This window comes from Acinetobacter sp. Ac8, from assembly GCF_055392545.1.
Window position 1 is genome coordinate 2,211,644 of record NZ_AP043689.1, and the last position, 13,823, is coordinate 2,225,466.

Genomic DNA, 13,823 nt, shown 5'->3' on the forward strand with positions numbered 1-13,823 from the left:
AATTTCGCTTGCAAATAATTAGAAATGTTCAGCAGTTGCTAAGTTCCACATTCTAAAATAGAAGTTTTCTTCATCTTTATTTTCACAACTGAGCAATTCGCCGTCTTTCATCCAAAAGTGCAATTGAGCATAGTTTTTGATTTCACGGTCATTGATTCGTTGTGCCAAATGATGTGCTTTAATCTCAGCAGGATGTTGTAAGCCAGCTGCAGCAATCATTTCCGCAAGCGCTTTTAAGGTGTTTTTTTGGAAACTAAACACACGGTCTGCTTTAGATGGCACATCAAGCGCTTTTTGACGTTCTTTGTTCTGGGTTGCAACGCCAACAGGACATTGGTTGGTATGACAACTTTGTGCTTGGATACAACCCACCGCAAACATAAAGCCACGTGCAGAATTGACCCAGTCGGCACCCATAGCCATCGTACTGGCAATATCAAAGGCACTGATAATTTTACCACTTGTACCAATCTTAATTTGCGAACGTAAACCTGCGCCAATTAAGGTATTGTTTACAAATAGCAGGCCTTCACGTAAAGGCGTACCCATATGATCAATCAGTTCAATAGGGGCAGCACCTGTACCGCCCTCTGAACCATCAACCACGATAAAATCTGGAGTGATTTTGGTCAGCAGCATGGCTTTTACAATGCTCATAAATTGCCAAGGTTGCCCGATACATAATTTAAAACCAACCGGTTTACCGTTGGATAGCTCACGTAATTGCTGAATAAAATGCATCATTTCAATAGGGTTGCTAAAAGCAGAATGGGTTGCTGGAGAAATACAATCCACGTCCATAGAAACCCCGCGTATTTCGGCAATTTCTTTGGTGATTTTATCTTTAGGAAGAATACCGCCGTGCCCTGGTTTTGCCCCTTGTGATAGTTTGATTTCGATCATTTTGATCTGAGGCAAAGCCGCTTGTTGCTTAAATTTTTCAGGATCAAACTTACCATCTAAAGTACGGCAACCAAAATAGCCACTGGCAATTTCCCAAACAATATCACCACCTGGTTCAAGGTGATAAGGACTTAAGCTACCTTCACCTGTGTCATGATAAAAGTTGCCTTTTTTTGCACCAGTATTTAAAGCAAGAATGGCATTTGCACTCAAACTACCAAAGCTCATTGCTGAGATATTCATGATCGAAGCGCTATAAGGTTGTGAGCACTGATCATTACCAATACTAATTCTAAATGTATTAAAATCAGCAGGTGTTTTGGGTGTCATCGAATGGGTTAAAAAACGATAGTCATCTTGATAGACATCAATAATTGAACCAAAAGGCTTATCTGCATTTTCATTTTTAGCACGTTGGTAAACTAAGCTTCTTTGTGCACGTGAAAAAGGTAAGGCATCATCATCAGATTCAATGAAATATTGACGAATTTCAGGACGTATATCTTCAAAGAAAAATCGGAAATGTCCCATTAAAGGGTAATTTCTTAAAATAGAATGCTGTGTTTGGATGATATCGGCAAAGCCAATTGCGGCCAATATGGATGAAATAATCCAAGCTAAATTCAGTACAGTATCTGAAAAAAAGTAATAAATATAATGACCTTCGTTAAAGAAAATAATCCAAGTCAAATATAAAGATACAAATATACAAAGGAACCAAACGGAATAACGGGAGAAAAAAGTATTGAGAAGTTGATGTCGAATTGCTTGAGCAGGACTTGCCATGAAGTAAATATCTCATTCTTTATATAGCGCTAAATTGCCCAAATTGATGAAAAAGCTCAAGTAATGATTTGTTAGACTTGAGAATGGTTCTAGATTAATAATTGAATGATTTATTTTCTAAACAATTTGAGTTAATTTAACTGAAATATTTATTCAATATGCGATGAAAACAAAAAGGAATCGAAAATGTTTGAAGAGTTTCTGACAAAATTGTTAAACCCCAGTATCAGTTTTTTAGCCATTTATGTTTCTGTGATCGTTGTTATTGCTTATATCGGGCTGTTCTTCCAGTTTTTTAAAATAAAAAATCTAAAGCAGGAAAACGAGACATTAAAGCATCAGTTAAATTCTCAAGCTCACTCAAATATCAGCTTAAGCAAGGATGAGCGAGTTATTTCTTAAAGTTATGCTGAAAGTAAATTGATAGAAATAAAGCCTGAATTTTCAGGCTTTATTTAAGCGTTACATTGTTAGAGTTAGATTGCGAATTTTATTCGTCAGTTGGAACAAGCATCAAGATAGATTCATTCAACAATCCAGCAATGTCTTCTAATATTTCACCATCAGACAATTCATGATTGAGTTTGACACTTTGTCCATCTGCAATCTGCTTTAAATGGGGTGCAAATTGTTCAGAAATACAGATCGATTCACCATTTGCCCAGAATAATAATTCATGATCCTGTTGAAGATAAATTAATCGAGAGGCTGGCTCAATTTGTAGTAAATAGCCTTGTTCAAGAACTTCTTCTAAATCTCCAGTGCCAATCGCTTCAACATCTGGAATATTTTCAGGGTACTTTGCTTCAGCCATTAGACTCATAATGGCATCTTCTAACACTTTAGAATTATTTAATTTTGCCAACAATTCAGTTTTTAAATAATCGAGTTCAGCTTGTGTTACTTGCCCAATCGAGTTTTGTTTATTCCGTAAGATGTCGAGAAGCGGATTACGTAGGTTTTGATCTTCGACAAATTTATCGCTGACACGATCCATCATGTCGGCAATATTCGGCATACGGAAACCAAAAGAGTAGGTTAGACAATCGTCTTCCGCTACACCATAATGTGACAATCCTGGTGGGACATAAAGTAAATCGCCTGGCGCTAAAACTTCATCAAAATTGATCTCCATTTCTGGAAGTAGCTTTAACGGCTGCCCTTCAACAAATTCAGATTCAGCATCACACATTTGTCCAAGTTGCCAACGACGGTGTCCATAACCTTGTACAAGAAATACATCATAAAAGTCAAAATGCTGACCTACAGAACCACCTTTAGCAGCATAAGAGACCATAATGTCATCACGACGCCACTGTGGAATAAAAGGAAATTTCTTCCAAAGCTCTGCTAAATCAAATGAATAGTGATCTACAGCTTGAATCAATAAGGTCCAAAGTTTTGGCATTTTTTGAAAATCACCTTTGATGAGTGGTGATGATTTTACTGACCATTGATTTGGATCTTTGTCTTTTTGTTTAATTAGGCGTGCTGTGATGTTTTCATCCAGAGCAAGCTCCATGACATCATTTGGAACAAGGATATTGGCAATTTCAGGTAAAGCATTACGAACCAATAAAGGTTTTTTTTGCCAGTATTCTGAGAGGAATTGTTCAGCAGTAATTCCGCCAAGAACATCTAAAGGTAGGGACATGAAAATAGCCTAAGCAAATTTGAATCTATAATGTGGCTATTGTCTTATGTTAAGTAAAAGGGTGCAAGTTGATTTCTAAACCATAATTTTTAAATTTAGATTATAATGAATCAATCTTAAATTACTTTATATAAATTTAAAAAATGTTAAAAATTAAAGGATTATACCTAGTTTTATGTTTGATTGTAAATGTATTTAGCATTAGTTACGCAGAACAAAACGTAAGTAATGCCTTTAAAATGCAGAATAAATATACTTATAGCAAAAAAATTAGAATAATAAAATCAGATGATTTTGATAAAAGTTTTAAAGAATTATTAGAAGAGGGCTATATATCTATTAAGTCTGAAGTTTTTAAAGAAAATACAGGTGACTATGATTATAAAAAAGTTGTAGAGCGAATGAACGATAATGCTAAAAAGATAAGAGCAGAGCTAATTTTATTTAGTAGTGAAAATCAGGGTTCAAGTATATTTCAAAGTAAAACTGTTCACGCAATTCCTCGTATGGCTGGTTCCAATAAAAGTAATAATGTTTTTAACAATAGTTTAAATCAAGATAATATGGATGGGACCTATATGGGAGCTTTTACTAGAACTTCTAGTACCACCAAATATAACGTTAATTATTTAATTTTTTTTAATTCTAGAATGGGAATATATCCAGTCAATTTGTCAGATATTGACAAGTCAAATAATGGATTGCAAACTGGGGTAAAAGCAATGTTTATAAAGAAAAATACTCCAGCTGATGGCCAAATTCAAGAAAATGATATAATTATTAAAATAGGTAATGACGATATTATGAATGTGAATAGTTTTGTTGAGTCCTCAAATAGCTTGAAAAGCGGTTTTATTACCCTACAGATTCTACGTAAAGGGCAAAAAATGAATAAAATAATTGCTATAAATTAACATTAGATTGAACATGAAGGTAAATATCAAAAATACTTTCACCTTCAAATCCATAGCAAACTAAGGCAGTTGAATTCCCAACTCCCTTAAAATTCCACATAACTGAATCATTGGCATACCCATCAAAGTGGTTTGGTCTTGCCCAATCATTTGCTCAAATAAACTAATACCAAGACTTTCACACTTAAAGCTACCCGCACAATGCAGAGGTTGATCAATTTCGATATAACGCTCAATTTCAGCCAAAGTTAAGTCACGAAATTTCACATGATAATGCTCAACTAAGGTTTGTTCAAAACCAGAAGCCAAATGTTGCACACTTAAGGCAGTACTAAAAAAGACATTTTTGCCTGAATTGGCTTGTAGCTGTTGAATGGCTTTTTCTACAGATAGAGGTTTACCAATAAAATCTTGTGGTGCATGTTCACGCCAAGCCACCTGATCTGACCCAATCACAATTGCATTTGGATGATCTTGTGCAATGACTTGGGCTTTTTCAAAAGCCAAGCGCTTAGCCAAGTCATCGGCATGAGACTCACCCTGTGGTGATTCATCGATTTCAGGAGAGATACAATGATAGTCTAAGCGCAAACGATTCATTAAATCTTTACGGGTTTGGCTGGATGAAGCCAAAATAATTTCAGGGTGATTCATCTTTGAATAATTCATGCCTAGTTATACTGCATATTCCATCAAGAGATCTAAGGGAACATACGCCAAAACAGCTTGATGACAGGCTTGTAGTTTTACACGAGGTGCCATATCGTTTTGATAGGCCTCAACCCAACGCGTCACACATAAACACCAAAAATCACCAGGTTGTAGTCCCGGAAAGCCGTGTTCTGGCAGCGGTGTAATTAGGTCATTTCCCACTTTTTGTGAAAAATTTAAAAATTCTGAAGTCATTTCAGCGCATACAGTGTGCTGGCCGAGGTCGGTTGTTGCTGTATGGCAGAAACCATTACGAAAATAACCTGTGATTGGAGAAAAACAACAACTTGCTAAAGGTTCACCTAAGACATTTAAACCATTGATTTTAGGATCGGGATGAAAAGACATAAGCGTATAGAATTTAAAAGTTCGCCCTATAATAATCAAATCTCAACTTTTCTACAGCTTTTCTACAAAAGTATCTAACCTTTTTTTGTGTAATCATTTAGAATCTACGCGATTTTTAATATCTATAAGAGAGCTATACATGAATTTTCAGCGTATGACTGACCTCGATTTAGCAGGCAAGCGTGTACTTATTCGTGAAGACTTAAACGTACCTGTTAAAAATGGTGTGATTACAAGTGATGCACGTTTACGTGCTGCATTACCGACAATTAAATTGGCACTTGAGAAAGGTGCTGCGGTCATGGTGTATTCTCATCTTGGTCGTCCCGTTGAAGGTGAGCCAAAAGCGGAACAATCATTAGCTCCTGTAGCAGCTTATTTAACTGAGGCACTTGGTCAAGACGTTAAATTATTTACAGATTATTTAGATGGTGTTGAAGTTGCAGCAGGGCAAGTGGTATTACTTGAAAACTGTCGTTTCAATGTGGGTGAAAAGAAAAATAATGCTGAACTTTCAGCAAAATATGCAGCGCTTTGTGATGTATTTGTGATGGACGCATTTGGTACAGCACATCGTGCAGAAGCATCAACTGAAGGCGTAGCACGCTTAGCAAAAGTTGCAGCAGCGGGCCCTTTGCTTGCAGCTGAATTAGATGCTTTAGGTCGTGCGTTGCAAACACCTGAAAAACCAATGGTTGCAATTGTTGCTGGTTCTAAAGTTTCTACTAAACTTGATGTTTTAACTTCGCTTTCTGATATTTGTGATCAATTGATTGTTGGTGGTGGTATTGCCAATACATTCTTAGCTGCAGCTGGCTTCAATGTCGGTAAATCATTGTGTGAACATGATTTGATTGACACAGCGAAAGCGATTGCGGCAAAAGTATCTGTTCCACTTCCAACCGATGTTGTTGTGGCAGATGCTTCTGCAATCGACTTTGCAGATTTCTTAGGTTCATTGGCAAATGCAAAAGCAACAGTAAAAAAAGTTGAAGATGTAGCAGACAATGACATGATCTTGGATGTCGGTCCTGAAACTGCGAAAGCTTTTGCTGAAATCTTAAAAACGTCTAAAACGATCCTTTGGAATGGCCCAGTTGGCGTGTTTGAAGTGGATCAATTTGGCGAAGGTACAAAAACACTTTCTTTGGCGATTGCAGAATCTGAAGGGTTCTCTATTGCTGGTGGTGGTGATACTTTGGCAGCGATTGATAAATACCAAGTTGCAGACAAAATTGGTTATATTTCAACTGGTGGCGGTGCATTCCTTGAGTTTGTTGAAGGCAAAACACTTCCTGCTGTAGCGGTATTGCTTGAACGTGCTTAATTGAAAAATTATTTTAATTGTGACGTTTATATGAAAGGCTGACCTCGTGTCAGCCTTTTTTATCTGAGAGATTCATTGTAAAGTAATAAAAATGAAATATAACTGCAATAAAATAGTTCAAATCCAATCACCAACACTGGGAAATGTGATGAAATTTAAATTTACACTTGCAGCACTTCTTATTGCTCCTTTGGCATTTACTGCATGTTCTAAACAAGAAAAAGCACCAGCCTCAGAACAAACATCTTCTTCTGAAGCTGCTTCAGCAGAATCAGCAAACACATCTGCAGAACAACAAGCTGTGATTGATGCGCTTGATCAGCCTGTTTTGGATGAAAAAAATACAGATGTAGCTGCTGAAAAAGCAAATGCTCCAGCAGATGCGGCTACGCCAGCGACTGAAGAAGAAGCACCTAAAGCTCAATAATCTTTTTAAATGTTGTTATTTGTTAAAAGTCCCTGCAAACGCGGGGATTTTTTATGAAATAGTCAATATTGTTGCTGAATTGAAATAAAGCAACATGTAGAATATGGGGCATTACTTGGGAGGATATTATGGCTCTTATCTCATTGCGCCAACTCTTGGATCATGCCGGTGAACATAGTTACGGCGTTCCAGCGTTTAATGTGAACAACTTAGAACAAATGCGCGCAATTATGTTAGCCGCTGACGCAACAAATTCACCTGTAATTGTGCAAGCTTCTGCTGGTGCACGAAAATATGCAGGTGCTCCATTTTTACGTCATTTAATTTTAGCTGCAATTGAAGAATGGCCACATATTCCAGTGGTAATGCATCAAGATCACGGTACAAGCCCAGATGTTTGTCAACGTTCGATCCAGCTTGGATTTTCATCTGTAATGATGGATGGTTCTTTAGGTGCAGACGGTAAAACACCAACGTCTTATGAATATAACGTTGATGTAACACGTCGTACTGTTGAAATGGCACATGCATGTGGTGTTTCTGTAGAAGGCGAAATTGGCTGTTTGGGTAGTCTTGAAACAGGTTTGGCTGGTGAAGAAGATGGTGTTGGTGCAGAAGGTGTACTTGATCATTCTCAACTTCTCACTTCTGTTGAAGAAGCTCGCCAATTCGTTGCAGATACCAATGTTGATGCTTTAGCAATTGCAGTAGGTACTTCTCATGGTGCGTACAAGTTTACTCGCCCACCTACAGGCGATATCTTGGCAATTGACCGTATTAAAGAAATTCATGCGGCACTTCCAAATACTCATCTTGTTATGCATGGTTCAAGCTCAGTACCACAAGAATGGTTAGCGATTATTAACCAATATGGTGGTGACATCAAAGAAACTTATGGTGTTCCAGTTGAGCAGTTGGTTGAAGCAATCAAGCATGGTGTACGTAAAATCAACATCGATACAGATTTACGTTTAGCATCTACAGGTGCAATGCGCCGTATGATGGCTGAAAAACCAAGTGAATTTGACCCACGTAAATTCTTCGGTGAAACTGTTGAAGCAATGAAACAAATCTGTGTAGATCGTTATACAGCATTTGGTACTGCGGGCAATGCAGACAAGATTCGCCCAATTTCTTTAGAAAAAATGGTTGATCGTTATAAATAATCTTTGATGGTTGTTGATCACCTAAAAGCCCACTCATACTAGTGGGCTTTTTCTTGAATCATAGGAACGCGGTTCCGCATAAATTTTGCAATGATTGGTGAGATAAGAAGTAAATTATGGAACTCATATTTTCAGCAGCACTTTGTAGTGTGCTGGTTTCAATGCTTTTAAAATGGACCAAACAAAAAGGTTTTGATGCATTGCAAATGATTGCTTGGAATTACGCAATCGCCAGTGTATTGAGCTATATTTGGTTTAAGCCTGATTTGGCCCATATTTCAATCTCAAATACACCATGGTGGTTGATTCTTGGTTTAGGCGTTGTATTACCCAGTATTTTTTTATGTCTAGCAAAATCATTACATAGTGCAGGAATTTTAAAAACTGAAATTGCACAGCGATTATCTGTGGTTTTATCATTATTGGCTGCATATTTTTTATTCCAAGAACAATTTAACCAATTAAAAATGCTTGGTATCGGTTTGGGTATCGTGGCAGTTTTATGTATTGTACTTTCCCAGTCGAGTTCATCAAATTCATCCCTCAATCAGAAAGGGATCCTTTATTTACTCAGTGTTTGGGTAGGTTATGCTTTGGTTGATGTTTTATTGAAATATACAACCAGTCTGGGCTTACAGTTTCCAGTTACATTAACCTTGATGTTTATCTGTTCATTCCTATTATCTGTCGGTTACTTGCTAATTCGAAAAACTCAGTGGAAGCTTCAGAACTGTGTTGCGGGTTTGGCCTTGGGGATCATAAATTTTGCCAATATTGCTTTATATGTCAAAGCGCATATTTTATTAAAAGATTCTCCAGCCATTGTTTTTGCAGGGATGAATATCCTTGTGGTGTTATTTGGGGTCATTGCAGGGCTGTTAATTTTTAAAGAAAAGCTTAAAGTGATTACCGCTCTAGGACTGGTTTTAGGTTTGGCTGGAGTGGTATGTTTAGCCTTGGCAATATAATGGCTTAACAGTAAGAAAGCTTCGTTGTTAATACGATTGATGCTGATCACTTTACAATGACATCAAACGGCAACTTTATAGATTAACTTGGTGGATATGAGATGGATGCATTTGAACAATTATTTATTCATTTAGATTTACAACTAAATAATATTCGCTTAGTACCACTGTCTTTTGAACACGAGCAAGGACTCGCTGAAGCGTGTCGTGATGGTGAATTGTGGAATTTACGAATTACCTCTACACCACATTACACAGAAGTTAAAAATTATATTGAAAAAGCATTAATCCAAAAAGCACAGGGCAGCCGTTATCCCTTTGTTGTCATAGAGCAAAGTTCAGGGAAAGTCTTGGGAACGACCAGTTATCACGATATTTTATTAAACGTAAAACGTTTTGAAATTGGCTATACATGGTATGCACAATCGGCACAACGGACCCATGTCAATACTAGCTGTAAACTATTGCTATTAGGGTTCGCTTTTGAACAACTTCAAGCCAATACCGTGGCGTTGCGGACTGATCAATTTAATTTTAAAAGCCAAAAAGCCATTGAACGTTTAGGTGCTAAAAAAGATGGCATTATTCGGGGTGATCAAATGCGTAAAGATGGTACGATTCGAGATACGGTGTTGTACAGTATTGCGCAAGGTGAGTGGAACAATGTAAAAGCACATTTACAAGACATGCTGGCACACTATAAAAAATAACTATTTTGTTGAATTATATTCGATTCAAGGGCATGCAAATGTCTTTGAAATCATTTGAAAGATCGTCATGGTGATTTCATATTTTGATCATAAAACTTTCAAAAACATAGCGGACAATGGAGGAGCATTCTTTACATTGGTGTAATTGCTATGAATCAAGATATCTTTTCAACGCTTTATACATCATTACAAACCCATCAAGTGCAGCTTTTACCACTACAAATAGAACATGAAAATGCTTTAGTTGAGGTATGTAAAGATGGCCGCTTGTGGGAATTGGAACATACATCGGTTCCACATTATTCTCAGATCAAGGCTTATATTGCCAAGGCACTTGAACAAAAATCTATGGGAATACGCGTACCTTTTGTTGTTTTAAATCAGCGAAATGGTCGTATTGTAGGAACCACCAGTTTTCGTGATTTTATTTGGGAGGTGCGCCGTGTTGAGATTGGCTATACATGGTATGCACAATCAGCACAACGCAGTCATATCAATACCAGTTGTAAGTTATTGTTGCTTGAGTATGCATTTGAAAAACTACAAGCTAACTCGGTTGTATTAAGGACGGATATTCGCAATATTAAAAGTCAACGTGCTATTGAGCGTCTAGGTGCGCATTATGATGGTGTGTTACGTCAAGATGCGCTACGAAAAGATGGAACTGTCCGCGATACTGTTATATATAGCATAATCAAAGATGAATGGCAGGGCATTAAACAGCATTTAAGCCAGTTACTTAGCCAAAGCTATAAGGTTTGACCTATAAGTTTTAATCATTATTTAACTACAATCTATATGCAAACGATGTTGTTGGCAATGAATGCATTGAAATAGATAGCCTGTTAAATCACCGTCGATACTGAGGTGATCTTGGATAAGCTCTACTGGATAACCATTTTCTTCGATATCGGCTTTGACCTCATCCCAAATTGGTTTAAGCATTTCACTATCCGCATAAGCGATAAACTGACATGGTTCATTGCAATGCACCAGCCAAACTTCTTGTTGCCAACTATGATAACTTGGCGTTTTTAAGCAGATTTCATCTAAAAATTCAGGGTTGATTTTTTCGGATGGATCATTTGGGTTTGAAGAAACACCTTCAATGCCACAGTAGTCATTGTATTCTCCATCATATTTTTGCGCTGCTGCACCATTGGCAATACACCACGGACAGATATAATCGGGTTCATCTATGCTATAGAAAGAACATACGTACTTTAAATCGCGTTGTTGATTGCAAATTGAACAAATGCCATCTTCTTTTTCAAACAGATCAAGTTTGTATGCATTGGGATGATATTTAAACTGAGGATAATTCATATTTTTGATTCTTCTAGGTAGAGATTTTAACTATTGAATGCTAACAATAAAATTCTACACGAAAACTTTCAATCAGTTCAGGTGGAACACGTGTTGTTTGTCCATTGGTGCGCATAAACAATTCGCCTTTGTAATATAACGGACGGTCCGATTTATTACATTTAAAGACCAATATGGTTTTTCCTTGAATCTGTATTTCTTCTAGTGTGGTATAAATATTTGAAATTTTGTTACTTTCGTGCGCCAGTTTATCAATCAAACTCCGCTTCATTAAGTCGAGTGAATTATTAAAGTGTTCCGCAAGTTCATTTTCAATCCCTACAATGGTTAAATCATCAGCAACGCCTATAAAGACATAGCCATTGCGGGTATTCATAAATGCAAAGCACGCTTTGACCCATTTATCTGATTTGCGGTTGGTTAATAGGTCTGTGGTACGTTCTTTAAATTCAATCCGTTGATTTTCACCCAGTTGAATTAAATTAAAATAGTACTCTGAACAGGAATTTTGCCGATAATGATTGAGTGTGGTCTTAATTTTTTCTAATGATTTATATGCGGCAACAGTTTCTAAATTATGAATATCTTGCCATTGGTAAATTAATTTAATCTTTAACTCATTGGCTAAGTTGGGATCAGCAAGGTATTCAAAGCTCAAATTGAGATATTGTAAAATTTCTGTGTAAATAGCATGACTGGCAATTGGAATGGAAATTTTATTAAAGGTATTTCTTATTTTTTCTAAATTTTTGTGAAATTCAAAAGCTTCTTGGTAAAAGCTTAAATATTTAAACTCATTTAAAATATGTTCATAAGGGCGATGAAATGAGTTAGGAAACAGTTGCTTGGGCGGTATATGGATATATTTTTCAATCTGTTGAAAGTAATATCTTAAGGTTGGATACTTTAAGGCCTGATCAATATTGATTTCAAATTTCTCAGAAAGTGGCTTAGTGGTATAGGCTTGAAAAAACAGCAGTGTTTGGATTTCTTTGTATTTATTGGGGTAGTCATGCCAATGCGTTTCTAGAAACTCATTAAAATTCTTAAATTTATTGGTGAGATACATGTTCAAATCCATAGCAACACCTTTGATCCTCTATTGTTTGGTGTTCGGTATTTACAACAAATATGTCATCAGACTATTTATATATAGTTATTTATAAGTTAATTAAGTCAGGAAATAAAGCGTAAAACTTTAAATCGGATCGTGAAAGTTGTTAGAAAATATAACAAATATTTCAATTTGGTGAATAGCGCATTTGACAGCTTCATTTCGTCATTCATCGATAATTTGCGGAATCGCCGAACTTGGATCTTGGATAAATGATGCCAACCGTTCTTTTAATGAGGTGGCTCGTTCAGGAACCGCTTCAATTGCAATCTCAGCGAGCCTCTTGACCAATTGTAAATCACCAGCAGCACCAGCTACATAGCAGAGGGTACACATATGTGCGGGATGTAAGGGATTTATACAGGCCTGATGCGCTTTCTTGAGAAAATCTTCAGGCCAATGTGCCAATCCATTAAAGAAATTTTGGCTTTGACGATTCCACTCAGATACTAGAAATTGCACCATTTCGTTAGCATCTTGTTCATTTGAGGTATATGACCAATCGTTGTCATGATCATTGATTAAATAAGGTAGGATCGAACTACGCCATGCACAATCATAATCACGCATTTTTTCAATATCTAAAGCTTTACCTGTACATCGCATAACATATTCACCTAATGGGATAAGGTGAATACCGAGATTAACTTGGAAACAATGTCTTTTAATAGAGTGTTGTATATCGACGATTCGAATAACTTCTCCCTCAACCTGCCTAAATACATCGCCTTTTTTTATAAAGCCTTGTGCTTTTAAAATGGGATAAAACTGATGTTGTAATAGTTTGGAAATGACTTTTTTATCCATTAGATATATCCATGGTGGAAGCTAGCATTGCCATAGAAATTTAGCAGTTTTACCCTGAGGGCAATCGAATAGGTAGGCGGAACCTCCTCCACCAAAATTCATCTCAGTTCTATGATCAGGTCCAGTCTCTAGTTGAGCAACAAAGCGCATAGGCTTTTGGCAGCAATCACATTCCGGTGTTTCATCATTTTGCAGCCACTCAGCTTGGCCAGAAAGCTGACCTAAAATTTCTCTCTTGGGCCCTTGCCAAAGTTCACGTGATTGTGAATATTCTACTTGCGAATCTTGGAAAATCTTGGCGCCATATTCCGCTTCACGTAAGGTATTTTCAGGTTCTAACGGGTGGAATTTTTCGAGAGATTGAACCTCTGTAATGACAATCACTTTATTGCCACCAACGTCTGCATCCCAGTCATCACACATACCTGGATCTTGGCTACACATAAAGATCAGTTCTAAACCGAGATCAGTTTTTACTTTGCCAAGGTATTGCATTGCACCATTACAATTTGTGCAGTGAGGCCATTCAACCTGTAAGCCAATCGTTTTAACAGGAAGACCGCCAAAAGAGGTTTGATCAAGGTGTTGTGAGATTTGGTCTAAAATTAACAGTTGAGTCATGTTTATACCTTATTTTATTTCTATTTTAGCTCTGGGGGCGT

General features: G+C 36.9%; 16 protein-coding genes. 8 read left to right on the forward strand and 8 right to left on the reverse strand.

From position 1 onward, the window contains the following. Positions 1 to 18: 18 nt before the first annotated feature. Positions 19 to 1,689 (reverse strand): FMN-binding glutamate synthase family protein, encoded by a 1,671-nt coding sequence (locus tag ACZ5QH_RS10315; protein ID WP_303576155.1) that lies wholly within the window; start codon positions 1,687 to 1,689, stop codon positions 19 to 21. Positions 1,690 to 1,875: 186 nt separating this feature from the next. Between ACZ5QH_RS10315 and ACZ5QH_RS10320 the strand changes: the two genes are divergently transcribed. Beyond that, complete coding sequence (locus tag ACZ5QH_RS10320; RefSeq protein WP_303576154.1) at positions 1,876 to 2,091, forward strand: hypothetical protein; 216 nt, start codon at positions 1,876 to 1,878, stop codon at positions 2,089 to 2,091. Positions 2,092 to 2,179: 88 nt separating this feature from the next. On the opposite strand, the gene ACZ5QH_RS10325 is transcribed toward ACZ5QH_RS10320, so the two are convergent. Beyond that, on the reverse strand, positions 2,180 to 3,343 hold the full coding sequence (locus ACZ5QH_RS10325; protein WP_303576153.1) for a ribosomal protein uL16 3-hydroxylase: 1,164 nt from the start codon (positions 3,341 to 3,343) through the stop codon (positions 2,180 to 2,182). Positions 3,344 to 3,486: 143 nt separating this feature from the next. Here ACZ5QH_RS10325 and ACZ5QH_RS10330 point away from each other — a divergent pair, with 143 nt between their 5' ends. Beyond that, entirely contained in the window at positions 3,487 to 4,257 is a 771-nt protein-coding gene (locus ACZ5QH_RS10330) for a PDZ domain-containing protein (RefSeq protein ID WP_303576152.1), read from the forward strand. A gap of 60 nt (positions 4,258 to 4,317) precedes the next feature. On the opposite strand, the gene ACZ5QH_RS10335 is transcribed toward ACZ5QH_RS10330, so the two are convergent. Both ACZ5QH_RS10335 and ACZ5QH_RS10340 read right to left on the reverse strand, forming a co-directional pair. Next, positions 4,318 to 4,911, reverse strand: coding sequence for a Maf family protein (locus tag ACZ5QH_RS10335; RefSeq protein WP_303576232.1), 594 nt, complete (start codon positions 4,909 to 4,911; stop codon positions 4,318 to 4,320). A gap of 21 nt (positions 4,912 to 4,932) precedes the next feature. Beyond that, the gene (locus ACZ5QH_RS10340; protein WP_004720680.1) at positions 4,933 to 5,316 is read right to left on the reverse strand and encodes a DUF2237 family protein; all 384 of its coding nucleotides are present in this window, start codon (positions 5,314 to 5,316) and stop codon (positions 4,933 to 4,935) included. Between the two features lie 139 nt (positions 5,317 to 5,455). Here ACZ5QH_RS10340 and ACZ5QH_RS10345 point away from each other — a divergent pair, with 139 nt between their 5' ends. From ACZ5QH_RS10345 to ACZ5QH_RS10370, 6 genes are all read left to right on the forward strand, one after another. Beyond that, the gene (locus ACZ5QH_RS10345; RefSeq protein ID WP_004720679.1) at positions 5,456 to 6,643 is read left to right on the forward strand and encodes a phosphoglycerate kinase; all 1,188 of its coding nucleotides are present in this window, start codon (positions 5,456 to 5,458) and stop codon (positions 6,641 to 6,643) included. A 148-nt stretch (positions 6,644 to 6,791) separates the two neighbouring features. Beyond that, positions 6,792 to 7,070, forward strand: a complete 279-nt coding sequence (locus ACZ5QH_RS10350) for a hypothetical protein (RefSeq protein ID WP_004821354.1) — start codon at positions 6,792 to 6,794, stop codon at positions 7,068 to 7,070. A 128-nt stretch (positions 7,071 to 7,198) separates the two neighbouring features. Then, a complete protein-coding gene (fba, locus tag ACZ5QH_RS10355) occupies positions 7,199 to 8,236 on the forward strand; it encodes a class II fructose-bisphosphate aldolase (protein WP_004720677.1) in 1,038 nt (345 codons plus the stop codon). 116 nt (positions 8,237 to 8,352) lie between these two features. Continuing rightward, entirely contained in the window at positions 8,353 to 9,204 is an 852-nt protein-coding gene (locus tag ACZ5QH_RS10360; RefSeq protein ID WP_239045698.1) for a DMT family transporter, read from the forward strand. A gap of 101 nt (positions 9,205 to 9,305) precedes the next feature. Continuing rightward, a complete protein-coding gene (locus tag ACZ5QH_RS10365; RefSeq protein WP_004821359.1) occupies positions 9,306 to 9,914 on the forward strand; it encodes a GNAT family N-acetyltransferase in 609 nt (202 codons plus the stop codon). Positions 9,915 to 10,064: 150 nt separating this feature from the next. After that, positions 10,065 to 10,676 carry a GNAT family N-acetyltransferase gene (locus tag ACZ5QH_RS10370; RefSeq protein ID WP_303576151.1) on the forward strand — a complete coding sequence of 204 codons (612 nt, stop codon included), beginning with the start codon at positions 10,065 to 10,067 and terminating at the stop codon, positions 10,674 to 10,676. A 21-nt stretch (positions 10,677 to 10,697) separates the two neighbouring features. On the opposite strand, the gene ACZ5QH_RS10375 is transcribed toward ACZ5QH_RS10370, so the two are convergent. From ACZ5QH_RS10375 to ACZ5QH_RS10390, 4 genes are all read right to left on the reverse strand, one after another. Beyond that, positions 10,698 to 11,240, reverse strand: coding sequence for a CbrC family protein (locus ACZ5QH_RS10375; RefSeq protein WP_004821362.1), 543 nt, complete (start codon positions 11,238 to 11,240; stop codon positions 10,698 to 10,700). Positions 11,241 to 11,280: 40 nt separating this feature from the next. After that, positions 11,281 to 12,321 carry an AlbA family DNA-binding domain-containing protein gene (locus ACZ5QH_RS10380; protein ID WP_096734050.1) on the reverse strand — a complete coding sequence of 347 codons (1,041 nt, stop codon included), beginning with the start codon at positions 12,319 to 12,321 and terminating at the stop codon, positions 11,281 to 11,283. Positions 12,322 to 12,519: 198 nt separating this feature from the next. Continuing rightward, complete coding sequence (locus ACZ5QH_RS10385) at positions 12,520 to 13,161, reverse strand: DUF4304 domain-containing protein (protein WP_303576150.1); 642 nt, start codon at positions 13,159 to 13,161, stop codon at positions 12,520 to 12,522. Positions 13,162 to 13,182: 21 nt separating this feature from the next. Beyond that, entirely contained in the window at positions 13,183 to 13,782 is a 600-nt protein-coding gene (locus ACZ5QH_RS10390) for a hypothetical protein (protein WP_034610358.1), read from the reverse strand. Between the last annotated feature and the right edge of the window lie 41 nt (positions 13,783 to 13,823).